At 61.6% G+C, this 13642-nt stretch carries 19 protein-coding genes; 9 read left to right on the forward strand and 10 right to left on the reverse strand.

Annotation, left to right across the window (positions count from 1 at the left end; all coding sequences use genetic code 11):
* The first annotated feature begins 47 nt into the window (after window positions 1–47).
* Window positions 48–1358 carry an MFS transporter gene (locus PSUB009319_RS00085; RefSeq protein WP_124380671.1) on the forward strand — a complete coding sequence of 437 codons (1311 nt, stop codon included), beginning with the start codon at window positions 48–50 and terminating at the stop codon, window positions 1356–1358.
* 101 nt (window positions 1359–1459) lie between these two features.
* Window positions 1460–2563 (forward strand): porin, encoded by a 1104-nt coding sequence (locus PSUB009319_RS00090; RefSeq protein ID WP_124380236.1) that lies wholly within the window; start codon window positions 1460–1462, stop codon window positions 2561–2563.
* A gap of 120 nt (window positions 2564–2683) precedes the next feature.
* Here PSUB009319_RS00090 and PSUB009319_RS00095 read toward each other — a convergent pair whose 3' ends face one another.
* Both PSUB009319_RS00095 and PSUB009319_RS00100 read right to left on the reverse strand, forming a co-directional pair.
* Window positions 2684–3016: a hypothetical protein gene (locus PSUB009319_RS00095; protein ID WP_185453384.1), complete on the reverse strand. Its 333-nt coding sequence runs from the start codon at window positions 3014–3016 to the stop codon at window positions 2684–2686.
* A 71-nt stretch (window positions 3017–3087) separates the two neighbouring features.
* A complete protein-coding gene (locus PSUB009319_RS00100; protein WP_124380237.1) occupies window positions 3088–3438 on the reverse strand; it encodes a hypothetical protein in 351 nt (116 codons plus the stop codon).
* Between the two features lie 218 nt (window positions 3439–3656).
* Between PSUB009319_RS00100 and PSUB009319_RS00105 the strand changes: the two genes are divergently transcribed.
* On the forward strand, window positions 3657–4235 hold the full coding sequence (locus tag PSUB009319_RS00105) for a chorismate mutase (RefSeq protein ID WP_374704174.1): 579 nt from the start codon (window positions 3657–3659) through the stop codon (window positions 4233–4235).
* A gap of 157 nt (window positions 4236–4392) precedes the next feature.
* Here the strand turns inward: PSUB009319_RS00105 and PSUB009319_RS00110 are convergent, their stop codons facing one another.
* From PSUB009319_RS00110 to PSUB009319_RS00145, 8 genes are all read right to left on the reverse strand, one after another.
* Window positions 4393–5364, reverse strand: coding sequence for a sulfurtransferase (locus tag PSUB009319_RS00110; protein ID WP_124380238.1), 972 nt, complete (start codon window positions 5362–5364; stop codon window positions 4393–4395).
* A 17-nt stretch (window positions 5365–5381) separates the two neighbouring features.
* Window positions 5382–6047: a hypothetical protein gene (locus tag PSUB009319_RS00115; protein ID WP_124380239.1), complete on the reverse strand. Its 666-nt coding sequence runs from the start codon at window positions 6045–6047 to the stop codon at window positions 5382–5384.
* Between the two features lie 320 nt (window positions 6048–6367).
* On the reverse strand, window positions 6368–7006 hold the full coding sequence (locus PSUB009319_RS00120; protein WP_124380240.1) for a DUF6691 family protein: 639 nt from the start codon (window positions 7004–7006) through the stop codon (window positions 6368–6370).
* Entirely contained in the window at window positions 7003–7533 is a 531-nt protein-coding gene (locus PSUB009319_RS00125) for a YeeE/YedE thiosulfate transporter family protein (protein WP_124380241.1), read from the reverse strand. Before PSUB009319_RS00125 ends, PSUB009319_RS00120 begins: the two co-directional genes overlap by 4 nt.
* Window positions 7534–7560: 27 nt before the next feature.
* Window positions 7561–8103 carry a hypothetical protein gene (locus PSUB009319_RS00130; protein ID WP_260392769.1) on the reverse strand — a complete coding sequence of 181 codons (543 nt, stop codon included), beginning with the start codon at window positions 8101–8103 and terminating at the stop codon, window positions 7561–7563.
* Between the two features lie 40 nt (window positions 8104–8143).
* Window positions 8144–9004 (reverse strand): sulfurtransferase, encoded by an 861-nt coding sequence (locus PSUB009319_RS00135; protein ID WP_124380675.1) that lies wholly within the window; start codon window positions 9002–9004, stop codon window positions 8144–8146.
* Between the two features lie 225 nt (window positions 9005–9229).
* Window positions 9230–10507: an MFS transporter gene (locus tag PSUB009319_RS00140; protein ID WP_124380242.1), complete on the reverse strand. Its 1278-nt coding sequence runs from the start codon at window positions 10505–10507 to the stop codon at window positions 9230–9232.
* A 64-nt stretch (window positions 10508–10571) separates the two neighbouring features.
* A complete protein-coding gene (locus PSUB009319_RS00145; RefSeq protein ID WP_124380243.1) occupies window positions 10572–11432 on the reverse strand; it encodes an MBL fold metallo-hydrolase in 861 nt (286 codons plus the stop codon).
* Between the two features lie 83 nt (window positions 11433–11515).
* Between PSUB009319_RS00145 and PSUB009319_RS00150 the strand changes: the two genes are divergently transcribed.
* The 6 genes from PSUB009319_RS00150 to PSUB009319_RS00175 all read left to right on the forward strand — a co-directional run bounded on the left by PSUB009319_RS00150 (window position 11516) and on the right by PSUB009319_RS00175 (window position 13642).
* Window positions 11516–11854, forward strand: coding sequence for a metalloregulator ArsR/SmtB family transcription factor (locus tag PSUB009319_RS00150; protein WP_124380244.1), 339 nt, complete (start codon window positions 11516–11518; stop codon window positions 11852–11854).
* The gene (locus tag PSUB009319_RS00155; protein ID WP_124380245.1) at window positions 11848–12282 is read left to right on the forward strand and encodes a YeeE/YedE family protein; all 435 of its coding nucleotides are present in this window, start codon (window positions 11848–11850) and stop codon (window positions 12280–12282) included. The genes PSUB009319_RS00150 and PSUB009319_RS00155 overlap by 7 nt, the downstream gene beginning before the upstream one ends.
* A 1-nt stretch (window position 12283) precedes the next feature.
* Entirely contained in the window at window positions 12284–12715 is a 432-nt protein-coding gene (locus PSUB009319_RS00160) for a YeeE/YedE family protein (protein WP_124380246.1), read from the forward strand.
* A gap of 17 nt (window positions 12716–12732) precedes the next feature.
* Window positions 12733–12975, forward strand: coding sequence for a hypothetical protein (locus PSUB009319_RS00165; protein WP_124380247.1), 243 nt, complete (start codon window positions 12733–12735; stop codon window positions 12973–12975).
* 35 nt (window positions 12976–13010) lie between these two features.
* Complete coding sequence (locus PSUB009319_RS00170) at window positions 13011–13214, forward strand: DUF2892 domain-containing protein (RefSeq protein WP_124380676.1); 204 nt, start codon at window positions 13011–13013, stop codon at window positions 13212–13214.
* An 80-nt stretch (window positions 13215–13294) separates the two neighbouring features.
* On the forward strand, window positions 13295–13642 hold the full coding sequence (locus PSUB009319_RS00175) for a carboxymuconolactone decarboxylase family protein (RefSeq protein WP_124380248.1): 348 nt from the start codon (window positions 13295–13297) through the stop codon (window positions 13640–13642).

Raw genomic sequence — 13642 nt, forward strand, 5'->3', positions numbered from 1 at the left:
ACGACGTGTCCAATTCCCCCGCTTCGGTGCCCACCAACACGATGAATATGCAAGCGCTTGCCACGCCCGACGAACAGGCGATCGTGCGCAAGATCACCTGGCGCATCATCCCGTTCGTGTTCGTGCTTTACATCATTTCGTATCTCGACCGCGCCAACATCGGCTACGCGGCGCTGCAGATGAACAAGGAGCTGGCGCTCAGCAGCGAGGCCTTCGGCTTCGTCTCGGGCATCTTCTTCATCGGCTACTTTCTGTTCGAGGTGCCCAGCAACGTCATGCTCAACCGCTTCGGTGCGCGCCGCTGGATCGCGCGCATCCTGGTCACCTGGGGCATCGTGGCGATGGTCTCCGCCTTTGTGCAGAGCGCAACGCAGTTGTATGTGCTGCGCTTTTTGCTGGGCGTGGCGGAGGCCGGCTTCTTCCCAGGCATCATCGTCTACCTGACGTACTGGTTTCGCGCACGCGAGTTGGCGACCACGGTGGCGCTATTCACGGCAGCGATTCCTGTTTCGTACATCATCGGTGCGCCGCTTTCCACGTGGATCATGGACAACGTCCACTGGCTGCAATGGAGCGGCTGGCGCTGGATGCTGCTGCTCGAGGGCGCACCGGCAGTCATCGGTGGCGTGCTGTGCTACCTCTACCTCGCCGATCGCCCCAAGGATGCCCGCTGGCTGTCCGAAGCCGAGCGCGACTGGCTGCTGGCGGAGCTGGAGCGCGATAAAAAAGCACGCCCCGCCGCCGCACACCTCGGCACGCTCAAGGTGATGGCAAATCCGAAGGTGCTGTACCTGTCGTTCATCTACTTCGTCTACCAGTGCGGCAGCCTTGGCATCGGTTACTGGATGCCGCAGATCATCAAGGGCTTCTCGTCCACGCTGTCGCACACGCAGGTGGGGCTGATCGCCATGCTGCCGTATGTGTTTGCGACGGTGGTGATGATCTGGTGGTCGCGCCGCTCCGACAAGCGCGCAGAGCGCAGGCTGCATTCAGCGATTCCGCTGGGCGTGGCGGCACTCACCTTCGTAGGCGCGGGCTTCATTGGCAACCCCGTTATGGCCATGGTGATGATCTGCCTGAGCCTAGCCGGTCTGTATGCGTTCAAGTCGCCGTTCTGGGCGTTGCCGACGCTGTTTCTCACGCGTTCCACTGCGGCCGTATCGATTGCCGTCATCAACTCGGTGGGCAACCTCGGCGGCTTTGTCGGGCCATTCGCCATCGGGTATCTGAAAGGCCAGACGCATAGCACCACGGCGGGGCTGCTGTTTCTCGCCGGGCTGTTGGCTATCTCTTTTGTCATGACGGTGCTTGTGCGAGTGACGGAAACCGCCATTACCGAGCCGACGCAAGGCGACTGAGCACCCATTCCCATTGTTCCCATCCAGCTGCCGGGCATCGCGCCGCCCGGCGGGCGGGCTGCTGCCTGCTCACTACACCAACACACCCCAGGGAGAATTTCATGAAACACCTGCAATCGGCCGCACTGGCCACACTGGCCACACTGGCCGTCGGCATGACCGCCGGCTTCGCACACGCCCAATCGAGCGTCACGGTCTATGGCGTGGCGGACATCGGCATCGAAGTCATCAACAACGTGCCGAAGACCGGCGGCGGCAGCGCATCCGTCGTGCGCATGCAACCGGGCAATCAGTCAGGCTCGCGCTTCGGCCTGCGTGGCGTGGAAGACCTCGGCGGCGGGATGAAGGCGCTGTTCCTGCTGGAGAACGGCACCAACCTCGACACCGGCACGCTGGCCAACGGCACCGGCAGCACATCGCGCCTGTTCGGCCGCAGTGCGTATGGCGGGCTGCAGGGCAGCGCTGGCACCGTCACGCTTGGCCGCCAGGATGCACCCATCTACGACTTCGCCAAGACGTATGACTTGCTGGGCGTTGCAGCGCGCTATTCGATCACGTCAATGGACGCAGTATTCGCCCAGCGCATCGACAACGCGATCAAGTATCTCGGCATCTTTGGCGGGCTGACGGTCGAAGCCACCTACAGCACAGGCTGGGACGCCGGCTTGGGCGCAGAAATCGCCGGTGCCAGCAAGGCGGGCCGACAGATCGGCGGACAGCTTGCGTATGCCATGGGCGCGACCAGCTTTGCGCTGGCGTATGACCAGACGCAAGGCTCCAGCGTGGCCTCGCAAGACTTGTCGAACAAGAATCTCGCCTTTGGCGCAGCGACTGCGCTCGGGCCGGTCAAGCTGGTGGGGGGGTATCGATGGGCACGCTCGCAGTACGGCGGTTCGACCGGCAGCACCGCGTTGACCACGGCGCTGCGCTCGAACATGTATTGGCTTGGCGCCACGTACAACTTCACACCGGCGTGGTCCGTAACCGGCTCGGCCTACTACCTGGACAACCGCGCCAACAATCAGGACCCGTGGCTGTTTATCGTGCAGGCCGATTACGCGCTCTCCAAGCGAACCGATCTGTACTTCACCGCAGCCCGTGCGCTGAACCGCAACGGTTCATCCATGGCGCTGGGCAGCGGCGGAGCGGCCCTGGCGGGCAGCAGTCAGACGGGCGCACTCATTGGCATGCGCCACAAGTTCTAAGCGCGACAAGCGCCGACAGGCTGTCCTGATCTAACAGCCGGTGGCGCACGGGCAACGACCGGTTCGGCGAATGCAGTCCTTGCCTTCCAGAATCGCCGCACGTGCGCATGCGTTCAGCGTTCAGCGTTCGGGCGTAGGGCCAAGGTCGTCCACGGCGTGTCCGCCGGCTGGCTGGAGCGCGGCCTCGGTGGCGTCCACCTGAGCCGGTTCGGCATCGATGGTCAGCAGGAAGCGGCCGCCAATGACTACGTTCTGGAATTTGCGCTCGTAGGTCTCGGCGTTTTCTCCGCCGGGCTCGTAGTCGCCGCAAAGGAAGTTGCCGCACAAGGCACCTGCTTCGTCACCTTGATGCGACAGCGCCACACGCTCCAGCGTGAGACCGGTATTCAGCACGGCCTGCCGGGCGGCTTCAGCGGCGGCGTGGTCTGTGAAAATGCGGACGATGGTCGGCATGGGTTTCTCCTGGTCGTGGTGAACCCAGAGGCGACGCATCCACCGTGCCTGACGGCGCGGCTGGCTGGCGCTTAGAACAGCGCCATCTGCCGCATCCCAAACCCGATCGCCTCTTCCACCCGCATACGTGCGTGCGTGAGCGACCCTTCGATGCCCGAGAGCGTGCCGGCCAGCCAGCGATAGAGCAGCGGCGCCTGACCGCGCGGGCTCAGGTGGATTTCACCGAGTTTCTTGCCGCGCTTGTCGCGATAGTAGTGGGAGCGGTAGCCGCGTTCCCAATGCGTGATCGGGCCGCGCCATCGGCGCAGGCGGCGAGGTTTGATGGGGGAAATTTCGGCTGGTGATACCGACGCCTGTTCCTCCCAGCCGAAAGCGGGTTTGGCGAACAGCGGCAAACCTTCCAGATCGGGGTAGAAATCCATCGTCGTATGCTCAGCTAGCCGCGCCGCCGCAGGCTTTACAGACAAACACGGCGCGTAGCCCGCATGATACCTGGGTTTGTGGCAGACAGCACGTGCAAACGGCCTAACGGCGCGCACTGGCGCGCATCGGAACAACGTTGTCCACGCCGAGTCATCGGGGCTTCGGTATGATGGCCGCTCCCATCCGCAAGACACGCGGCAATCGTCGGGTACCGAGCATGAAGACCGTCTTTAACACATTGATGACACCCCGAATCGCCTGTGCCCTGTTGTTGGCGGCAGCCTGCGCCGCCCAGGCCCACGCCCAGGAAAACACCTTCGCACCGCTGCTCCGCCATCTGGCGGATCGCCTCGTCACCGCAGATCAGGTGGCGCTGAGCAAATGGGATAGCGGGCAGCCGGTCTACGACCCGGCGCGCGAGGCCAAGGTCATTGCCAATGTCTCGGCAGAGGCGCCCGGCTACGGCTTGGCGGCGGCGGACGCAGGGAATGTCTTCACAGACCAGATCGAGGCAAACAAGGAAGTGCAGTACGCGCTGCTGAACGACTGGCGCCGGGCCGGTGCCGCACCCACCGCGCAGCGGCAGAGCCTGCCGGAGGTGATCCGGCCCAAGCTGGACGGGCTGCAGAAATCCATCCTGCAAGCGTTGCGCGATGCCGCCCCGGCCCGCAGCCAGACGGATTGCCCGACACAGGTGGCGAATGCAATCGGCCGTGTGGCGCATGAGAAATCGCTCGATACGCTGCACCGTATCGCATTGGACCGCGCAATGGCACGGCTCTGCACGGCACGCTGATCCCATGAAAGAAGCGGCGCGGCCTTCATCGTCCGAAGAGCAGGAAGGTCATGGCAGACCTGATTGACGCCCCCCCTGCCCGCACCGCAACCTTGAACCCCGGTGGCCGTTGCGCAAGTTGCAATTGCGGCTGACGCCGGCCAGCCCGTTACACAGTTCAGCGCACCGGTACGCTGACCATAGGCCGATTCTCCTGCGTCCATTCCATCGTTGAGCCGTCGTACAGGCGAACGTTCGGCATCTTGAGGATTTCTGACATCACGAACCAAGCCCCTGAGCCCAGGTGCCCAGTGTTGCAGTACGTGATGGCCGGTGCAGTTGTCCGAATTCCGGATTGCTCCAAGACAGACTGGTAAGCGGCAGATGGCAGAAATTTGGCGACACCGCCTTCCATCTTGACTTGAACGTCGGGAGGAAAGACGCGAGCCCCCGGAATATGTCCGTAGTCCTTGACGTCGGAGCGCTTGGCTAGCCCGAAGTACTGGAGCAAGTCACGCGCGTCCACCAACTGCGTCTTATGGCTCTTCATCGCTTGCGCTACATCTTTCGATTCAGCCACCAGCGCTTTGTCCTCAGCCGTGCTGACCCAATCCCCTTTCGTGGGGGCACTGGCTGCACTGCTGACGCTGCGCCCTTCGTTGAGCCAGCCGGCCAACCCGCCGTCGAGAATGGCCATGTTCTTCTCGCCGTAGTATTTAAACTGCCAATACAGCCGCGTCGCCTGGTCGATATCCGAGGCGCTCTGCCCCATGGCAACAAGCACAATCGGCTTGTTCGCGACCACGCCTGCGGCCTGCATCAGGTGCTCGAATTCCGGCTTCTCCGGGTTCATGTACTTCACAACCAGATTGCCAATCTTCCTGTCCGTTCGGATGGTCTGAAAGTCAATCAGCAGGGCTCCCGGGATGTGGCCGCCAACGCCCACAAGAACCTTGCCACCAGCCTTCGTGTCGGTTTCGTAGGCGGGCTGTGTCGTGAATGATTGTGTGTCGCTGCGGATATCGACGATCTGCACCTCGCTGCTATGCTGCGCCAACCAGGCCGCGTCGACGACCGGCCCTGGCACCTCAAGCGCAAGCGCCGAGCCAGAAAGGGTCAACCCGAGCAACAGAAACCGAATTCGGTCCATGACCAGTCTCCTCGCGTTCAGATAACAACGCACCCTGCAGAATCGAACGCTTCTTCGATTTGCAGCAGGCGTTTCGGAACATCAATCATCTGCTGACTCAGAACCTGGAGTTCCTTGCTTGCCAGCACGGCCTCTTTCCCTTCTGCGCGGGCGTGTGACTCGACAACAGCGTCGCGTTGTTCAAGCAAAGCGCCGATGTCTGCGGCATAAATGCAGGTCATTGCGGTTAGCCAGCGCGCCACGGGCGCCAACCTGCCAGCCGTGGCCAATCGGAATCCGGCCAGTCTTGGAACGATGTGCGTTGCCGGCAGCCAGTCCTCGTCAGTCACCCAGCGATTCGTCGTAAACAATCGGAACGCCTCGCCCCGCGCATTCACCGAAATGCCGACAAGATGGCTATAGCCGCTGGCGTCCGGCCGTTTGCTGCCGCTGGAAACAAAGAGATGAAAGTGCCCATGCTCGTTGACTGGCCGGTCTGACGCTGCATGGGCGTGGTAGTAGGCAATCGTCCCTGCTGCTTCATCGCGGAGATCGAATGCCGGATAGTGATTCCATTCCATGAAGCGATGACTGCCCGCCATCGCGGCCAGAGCGATGCTCTTTCCTTGCCGCGCGTAGGCGGCTTGCACCTGCACCAGACTTTCAGCGGCCCGGTATCGGCGGACGGTCGCACGCTGCGGCATCTTTGTTCAGCGCCTGGGCGCGCATGGGCTTTCTGAACCCTGCGAACCACGAGCCTTTGCCGGCGCGCAAGGGCTGTCTTTGGCGTTGCGTCGAGACGGCGCGCATGGACTTCCTGAAGCCCCTGACTTCGACTCACGCTTAGGCGAACACGGGCTGCCCGGCTGCCCCTTCGTGGCCGACGCGACATCCGGCCCCTCTCGGACTGCCGCGTCCGCTGCGACGGCAGTGGCAGCAGTGGGAGCAGCGGCGGCACAGCTCATCGCAATAGCGAGTGCCGGCAACGCGCGTGATAGCCGCTGTTTTGAACTGCACACGGATTTCATATACGGGCCCCTTCAGACGATGATGTTTCGGCAGCGCTGTCGATATCCATGACTTGGTCGGCGGTCATTGGGCCCTTGAGACGGCGCTCAAAGTACGCACCAACCGCGAACAACACGAATGCAATGAAGACCAGGCTTGCCAATACCCCCCACACGGGCGCGCCGAGCACCTCGGGCAACGTATCCTTGCCTCCCGTGTCTCCCAAGGTGGTCCAGGGCTCGACAAGCCGGAACACAATGGCAAATGCCCCCGTGCCGATGACCATGCCAGCACCGAACAGCAGCGCATCCAGCCGCCCGGAGAACAAACCCACGACAGATGTCCCGGGGCAATAGCCGCCCATGGCGAAGCCAGCACCAAGCAAGGCGCCACCGATGGCAACGGCGCCAAGATAGGCAGGCGGGACGAATACGTTGTCTAAATTGACGACGCCGCCCTGCGCGAGGATTTGCAGCCCAAGCGCGGCAACAACGATGGCGGTAAACATGACTTTGAACACTGACCAGTCCGAAAGCCTGAACTGCGCCGTCAGTTTGCACGGGCTGCCAAAGCCGGCGTTCTCCAGCACGTACCCAAACAGGACACCGCACAACAGCCCGGAAGCCAGGCCAGCATCATTTGCCGGAAAGCTCATTGCGGACCTCCCTTGACCAAGCGACTGACAACCAGTCCAGCAACGAAGAAGGCGACCAGGAACATGAATCCGGCGACGCCAAGAACTGCTGAACCGGAAAGCCCCATCCCACTCGTGCAGCCCGCAGCAACGCGGGCCCCGAAGCCAGACAACACGCCGCCGAATAACGCGAGAACCGCGCGAAGCGCCGCACCGTAAGGTCGAGTCCCGTCGAGGCGAATCCGAAACCGCCCAGCGCTCAAACTTGCCGCGAAGGCGCCCAGCCCGACCCCAACCACTTCCCACGTAATCCAGTTGGCCAGCGGATTGCTGTCAGCCACCAGCGGCCCCAGGTACGCATTGCTTTGCGTGGCGGAAGGAGCCACCTCCACGCCGAACCATGCGGTCACGCGCGTCACGAACCCCGAGGCGCCAAGTCCGTGCCCTGTCAACAGAAATGTCAGGAGCAGAACCAGCCCCAAAGCAACGCCCGCAAGAAGGGGTGGCCAGAACGGACGAACAACATGCTCGGAGGCTGGCGTTTTCATGGTGTCGCACCATTCATCGAATCGACGTTACCGTGGCGCCTGCCTCCACATCTGATGGTTCAGCATCATCTGCTCCATCATCTGGTAGTGGAGGTTCATGTACTGGTCAGCCATGTACTGGCGTTCCTTCATCTGCTCGGGCGTGAGCCGTGAGTAGTAGCCTCCCATCCCCCGCCACCCCATCATTGGGCCGCCGCCCATCATGGGACCACCGCGCATTCCAGGGCCGCCCATCATTCCCGGCCCCCACAGCTCGCGCATCATGCTCATCGTGCTCTGCATCGTCACCCAATGCTCATCGAGCAATCGCTGGCGCTCTTTTGGGTCTTGGGTTTGCCGAATCTTGTCCATTTCTTCTTGCATCTTCTTCATGTTTTCCCGAACAACCGCAGTCTTCTTGTCGAACTCGGCCACGTTCGTTTGCGCTTGTGCAGCTTGACTGCCCTTGTTCGCACCTGCGGTCGGCTGGGCAAGAACGGAGGCATTGGAAAGGACCACGGCAGACAGCGTGGCTAGCAGAACGGCTTTTCTCATCATGTATCTCCTCAGGCGAAAGATGGATGCCAACATGCCCGCGCCGGTGTGCGATGGCGATGGCTGCGCACTGCAATCAGTAGGGCAGTCCCGCTTCGATGGAAAGCGAAGGGTCCCGCGACCACTCGTTCCAGGAACCGAGATATAGCCGCACGTCTTTGATGCCGGCTTCCTCAAGCGCGACGAACGTATTTGACGCGCGCGCCCCCTTGAAGCAGAAGACGATGACGGGGGTATCCGGGCGAATCCCGACCGTCGCGCATTCGGCAAGTATTTCTGCTGCTGACTTGAACATCGGCCCCGTGGGGGTCGGCTTCATCATGCGATACCACTCAAGCCAAACCGAGCCGGGAATACGGCCTTTTCGCGGGCAGAAATCCTTGCCGTAGGGGGATGAACTCTCGCCAATCCACTCATCGACATCCCGCACATCGAGCTTCACGACACGCGGGTCTGCGACGGCCTGCTTCATGTCTTCCAGATCCACGAGGACGCGACCTCCTTGCGTTACCAGCGGAAACTGGACGGGCTTCGGGGGCGGTACGTCTGTCGTGCTGGGTAGCGCCGCTGCGCGCCATGCGCTGAAGCCGCCATGGAGCACCTTGATCTTGTCTCTTGGGTAGCCGAGGTAACGGAGCAGAACGTAGCCCCGGCAGGACTGCCCAAAGCCGGTCGTCATCGACTGCTCGTAGACGACTGCTGTTTCCTTCCCGGACAAACCAGCCTTGCCAAAGGCTTCGGTAAATGCCTGCCGCAAAGCTGCCACGCCTTGCGGCGTTGACGTCGCCAAATAAGTAAAGATTTCATGGATATTCACCGCACCAGGCAAATGCGCTTCGGCATAGCTGGCCGCGTCTCTGGTATCGATGAGTACCAGTGGCCCGGTTTTCATCATCTCCGCCAGTTCGACGGGAGAAATGAGAACTCTCTCATGCATGGCCGACCTCACCGTGGGTTGAACAAACACGCTCTCGACGCAGGCGGTCTTCAACCACGCGCCTACAAAAAAATGTAGGCACTGTGGCGGTATCGATGTTGATGTTCGTCAACCGCACATGCGAGTGCAGTGTTTTTTGGCTATATGCGGCATCGACAGAGCACGCTTGAGGTTTTTCACGTGAATCCTCTAACCGTGGATGCGTCGCAAGCGGGGCCTGCGCTATCAGCCGGCCGGATTCAAACGCGGATGGGTCTCCTCACCCCACACATAGAGCAAGAGTCCAGACAGGAACATGGCGCCGGCGACAAACCAGAACGCGCTTTGAAGGCTGCCGCCCAGCGCAGCACTGATGCCCAGTCCGAGTCCGCCAATGCCATAACCCAGATCACGCCAGAAGCGATAGATGCCGATGGCCGAGGCCCGCCAGTTCGGATGCGCGATGTCAGCAACCGCTGCACTCAGGTTCGGGTAGAGCATGGCCATGCCGAGCCCCGCGATCGCGGCGCAGACGCTCCACCACGTTGAGCCCGCACCCAGCGGCATCAGCACGACCCCGCCACCGCACATCCACATCCCAAGGACGTTGAGCAGATGACGGCCCAGTCGGTCAGACAGTTTTCCAGTAAGGAACTGCGCGGCGCCCCACGTAAAGCCGTAGATGCCCACAATCCAGCCGATGCCTGGCAAGCCTACCCCGTGCTGATGCAGATAAACGGGCCAGAACACCCAGACCAGGGCATCGACGAATTTCTCGACCATACCCGCCTGGCTGAGTGCAGCCATCCGTCGGTCCCGCCACGTCATCAGCGCAAACATCTCTGCGGTGGTCGGTTGCGCCCCGACCGCCGTCGGATATTTTGGTCGCAGTGCCTCTGCGGCTGACGTCGCATGACGCCTGACTTCGTCGCGGGCCCAGGGCAGCGTTTCAGCGACGGACAGCCACGCAAGAATCGTGGCCAATCCGATGACCATACTGCCGAACCACAGGAGGCCCTGCCGCGGGCCAAACATTGAGGCAAGGTATCCCGTGACGACGCCCGCAAAGGCCACGCCCACGTATCCGGAGAACTCGTTCAGACCAATCACCAGCCCGCGCTGATCGGCCCGCGTGATATCGAGCTTTGCGGTCTGGGTCATGGACCAGGTCAATCCCTGGTTGATGCCCAGCAAGATGGTCGCGAACACAACCCACGACCAGTTGGGTGCGAGATAGACCAGAGGAGGAATGGGCAATGCAACGAGCCAACCCAACACCAGCACGCGCTTGCGGCCCATCTGTTCGGCCAGGCGCCCCGCGATGAAATTCATCGCGCCCTTCACAAAACCGAAGGCAACAACAAACGCCACCAAGAGCATGAACGACCCACGCGGCACACCGAACTCAGACTCCGCCAAGGCCGGGACGACGTTGCGCATCATGCCAATGGTCAAGCCGACCAGCAGCACTTGCAGAAGCTGCTGCAAGAACTGACCCAGATTTGCTCGGATGCCGAATTGCATGCTTCTCTCAGACCTCAGTGACTGCGGGCAAAACGCCGCGCGGGTTCGCGTCTGCGATGTGACCTCAGACGGCATTAAGCGGGATCTTCAGGTAGCGCACGCCGTTCTCTTCAGGCGGAGGCAGCTCCCCTGCCCGGATGTTGACCTGCACCGAAGGCAGAATCAGCGTCGGCATTGCCAGCGTCGCGTCACGCGCCTGCCGCATGGCGACAAACTGCGCCTCGGTCACACCGTCGTGCACGTGGATATTGCGATTCCGTTCGTCACGCACCGTCGTTTCCCAGGCCGGACCACGTCCTTCGGGCGGATAGTCGTGACACATGAAAAGCCGCGTCTCGCCTGGCATGTCCAGCACCTTGCGGATGGAGCGATACAGCTCGTGCGCGTTTCCACCCGGGAAGTCACAACGCGCCGTGCCAACGTCCGGCATGAACAGCGTATCGCCGACGAAAACCGCATCCCCGATCTGATACGCCATGTCGGCAGGCGTGTGGCCTGGCACGTGAATCGCCTTGCCGGTCAGCCCGCCGATGGCGAACGTCTCGCCATCTTCAAACAGGTGGTCGAACTGTGATCCGTCCTGCCGGAACTCCGGCTCCAGATTGAAGAGTTTCTTGAACACACCCTGCACGCGCCGGATGTCTTGCCCGATAGCGAGACGGCCGCCCAGATGGTGCTTGAGATAGGGCGCAGCCGAGAGGTGGTCGGCGTGCGCGTGCGTCTCGAGAATCCACGCGACGCGCAGTCCATGCTCGCGCACGAATGCGATGACCTTATCGGCACTCACTGTCGACGTGCGCCCCGACTTTGGGTCGTAGTCCAACACCGAGTCGATGATGGCGCACTCGATATGCCCTTCCAGATAAACCACGTAGGTCACCGTCCAGGTTGCAGGGTCGAAGAACGGCTGAACAATCGGCTGCATGGAGCCTCCTATGGCGCACATCAATCTACTGGAAAATAATTTATTTTTTTATATACTATCTTTATTGAAATTGAAAGCAAGCCATGGACACGACACACGCCACTATCGACCTCGCCAGCATGCAGGCCGCCGCGACGAACGCCTGCGCCTTGCTCAAGGTGCTGGCCAATCCTGCCCGACTGCTGCTGATGTGCCAGTTGTCGCAAGAGGAACTGTCTGTGGGCGAACTGGAAGAGCGGCTGGGTATCCGGCAGCCGACGCTTTCACAGCAGCTAGGCATCCTGCGCGAAAACGGATTGGTGGCGACCCGCCGCGACGGCAAGAGCATCTTCTATTCGGTCGCAAGTGGGCCGGCGCTTGCCGTCATGAACGTCCTTTACGAACAGTTCTGCGCCGATGGCGAAGAGGAGAAGACATGCTGATTGACGTTGCCAACTTCACACCTGGCCTGTCACTGGGCGGGGGGCTCATCATCGGGGCGGCCGCCGCCGTGCTGGTGCTGTTTAACGGCCGTATCGCCGGTATCAGCGGCATCCTGGGAGGCCTATTGAGCCTGCCACGCAACGACTGGGCTTGGCGCCTGACCTTCGTTGCCGGTCTGGTCGGTGCCCCTGTTATTGCAGGCGTGCTCGGCAGGCCGGCCATTGCGGATATCCAGGCCGGCTGGGGCGAAATCCTGGTCGCCGGCTTTCTGGTGGGCCTGGGCACGCGCTACGCCAGCGGCTGCACCAGCGGCCACGGGGTGTGCGGCATCTCGCGCGGCTCCATCCGCTCGCTGGTTGCCACCCTGACCTTCATGGCGGCGGGCTTCCTGACCGTCTTCGTGCAACGGCACCTGATTGGAGGCTGACATGACCGCCATTACCGCATTGTTCGCGGGCCTGCTTTTCGGCATCGGCCTAATGATTTCCGGGATGGCCAACCCGGCCAAGGTACAGGGCTTTCTCGACTTGGCAGGCCGGTGGGACCCCTCTCTGGCCTTTGTGATGGTCGGTGCGATTGTTATCGGTTCACTCGCGTTCCTCATTGCCAAACGCCGCAAACGCTCATTCCTTGGGTTGCCCGTGCAGTTGCCGGCAAGCACAACCGTGACGCCGAGGCTGGTGCTGGGTAGCGCCGCGTTCGGTATCGGCTGGGGCCTGGCGGGCTTCTGCCCTGGCCCCGCGCTCGTCGCCCTTGGTGCGGGCTATCCGAAGGCGGTCGGCTTCGTGGCGGCCATGGTGGCCGGCATGGTGGTCTTCGAGATCATCGAACGGACGAAATCCAGCATGCAGCGCGCGTAATCGCCCCCGGTGAATCCATGGAAAACATCGTTGCCTCGTCCGACTGCGCGCCCCGAGGCAACGACTGGCGGCCCCAGGGCGACAGACCGAAAGATGCACGCTGGCAGGCCCCGGGCGGCGACGCTGCAACGCGACTTCGCAATTCGTTGCGTTACATCATGTCCCCATCTTTGATAAGGGCTAAGAATTTTTCTAAGGGCGCGCAGCGCAGCGCCCATTCGCTGAACGGAATGCGCGAACCGTTTGGCCTTGGTGAATGAACCCGCGCAATCCATTTTGTGAGAAGGAACCCGCCATGCAAGTCAATGTTGGAACAGTCGACCGCATCCTCCGAATCGTTGTTGGGCTGGTCTTGATTGGCCTAGCCGCGACGGGACACATTGGTGCTTGGGGCTGGATTGGCATCGTGCCACTCCTGACCGGCATCGTGCGCGTTTGCCCTGCCTACAGCATCCTCGGCGTGAAAACCTGCGCCGCGCCAAAGGCTGACGCAAAGTAACCTCACTTCAACTGGCCCGGCAGCCGACCAGTTGCCGGGCCCCATTGAATGGCATTTCCCAAAGGACGGAGATAGCTTCCATGAGCGGTATCCCGGAGTTCAAGACCATAGTCAAAGACGTATCAACACAGATGCGTCACATGCGCGAGACTCAACCGGATTTGATGACGGCTTTCAGCCAGTTGGCTGCCGCAGGCACGAAAGAAGGTGCACTGAGCAAGAAGACGCGGGAGTTTGTGGCGCTAGGTATTGCGATTGCCAGCCGCTGCGATGACTGCATTGGCTTTCATGTCCAGGCGCTTGTCAAACTGGGCACCACGCGAGCCGAGCTTGAGGAAGTGCTTGGAACAGCGGTGTACATGGGGGGCGGCCCATCGATGATGTACGCGACACATGCGCTCGCAGCATTTGAACAGTTCTCACCCTGA

It is taken from the genome of Ralstonia sp. SET104, from assembly GCF_003851545.1.
Classification (GTDB): Bacteria; Pseudomonadota; Gammaproteobacteria; order Burkholderiales; family Burkholderiaceae; genus Ralstonia.

Excerpts from the sequence above, each read along its gene's own strand:
- PSUB009319_RS00155 (WP_124380245.1), top strand. The coding sequence starts at position 11,848 with ATGCTGATTGACGTTGCCAACTTCACACCTGGCCTGTCACTGGGCGGG.
- PSUB009319_RS00130 (WP_260392769.1), bottom strand. The coding sequence starts at position 8,103 with ATGTTGGCATCCATCTTTCGCCTGAGGAGATACATGATGAGAAAAGCC.
- PSUB009319_RS00135 (WP_124380675.1), bottom strand. The coding sequence starts at position 9,004 with ATGCATGAGAGAGTTCTCATTTCTCCCGTCGAACTGGCGGAGATGATG.
- PSUB009319_RS00085 (WP_124380671.1), top strand. The coding sequence starts at position 48 with ATGCAAGCGCTTGCCACGCCCGACGAACAGGCGATCGTGCGCAAGATC.
- PSUB009319_RS00165 (WP_124380247.1), top strand. The coding sequence starts at position 12,733 with ATGGAAAACATCGTTGCCTCGTCCGACTGCGCGCCCCGAGGCAACGAC.
- PSUB009319_RS00120 (WP_124380240.1), bottom strand. The coding sequence starts at position 7,006 with ATGAGCTTTCCGGCAAATGATGCTGGCCTGGCTTCCGGGCTGTTGTGC.
- PSUB009319_RS00145 (WP_124380243.1), bottom strand. The coding sequence starts at position 11,432 with ATGCAGCCGATTGTTCAGCCGTTCTTCGACCCTGCAACCTGGACGGTG.
- PSUB009319_RS00125 (WP_124380241.1), bottom strand. The coding sequence starts at position 7,533 with ATGAAAACGCCAGCCTCCGAGCATGTTGTTCGTCCGTTCTGGCCACCC.
- PSUB009319_RS00095 (WP_185453384.1), bottom strand. The coding sequence starts at position 3,016 with ATGCCGACCATCGTCCGCATTTTCACAGACCACGCCGCCGCTGAAGCC.
- PSUB009319_RS00100 (WP_124380237.1), bottom strand. The coding sequence starts at position 3,438 with ATGGATTTCTACCCCGATCTGGAAGGTTTGCCGCTGTTCGCCAAACCC.
- PSUB009319_RS00140 (WP_124380242.1), bottom strand. The coding sequence starts at position 10,507 with ATGCAATTCGGCATCCGAGCAAATCTGGGTCAGTTCTTGCAGCAGCTT.
- PSUB009319_RS00150 (WP_124380244.1), top strand. The coding sequence starts at position 11,516 with ATGGACACGACACACGCCACTATCGACCTCGCCAGCATGCAGGCCGCC.
- PSUB009319_RS00175 (WP_124380248.1), top strand. The coding sequence starts at position 13,295 with ATGAGCGGTATCCCGGAGTTCAAGACCATAGTCAAAGACGTATCAACA.
- PSUB009319_RS00105 (WP_374704174.1), top strand. The coding sequence starts at position 3,657 with ATGAAGACCGTCTTTAACACATTGATGACACCCCGAATCGCCTGTGCC.
- PSUB009319_RS00090 (WP_124380236.1), top strand. The coding sequence starts at position 1,460 with ATGAAACACCTGCAATCGGCCGCACTGGCCACACTGGCCACACTGGCC.
- PSUB009319_RS00160 (WP_124380246.1), top strand. The coding sequence starts at position 12,284 with ATGACCGCCATTACCGCATTGTTCGCGGGCCTGCTTTTCGGCATCGGC.
- PSUB009319_RS00170 (WP_124380676.1), top strand. The coding sequence starts at position 13,011 with ATGCAAGTCAATGTTGGAACAGTCGACCGCATCCTCCGAATCGTTGTT.
- PSUB009319_RS00110 (WP_124380238.1), bottom strand. The coding sequence starts at position 5,364 with ATGGACCGAATTCGGTTTCTGTTGCTCGGGTTGACCCTTTCTGGCTCG.
- PSUB009319_RS00115 (WP_124380239.1), bottom strand. The coding sequence starts at position 6,047 with ATGCCGCAGCGTGCGACCGTCCGCCGATACCGGGCCGCTGAAAGTCTG.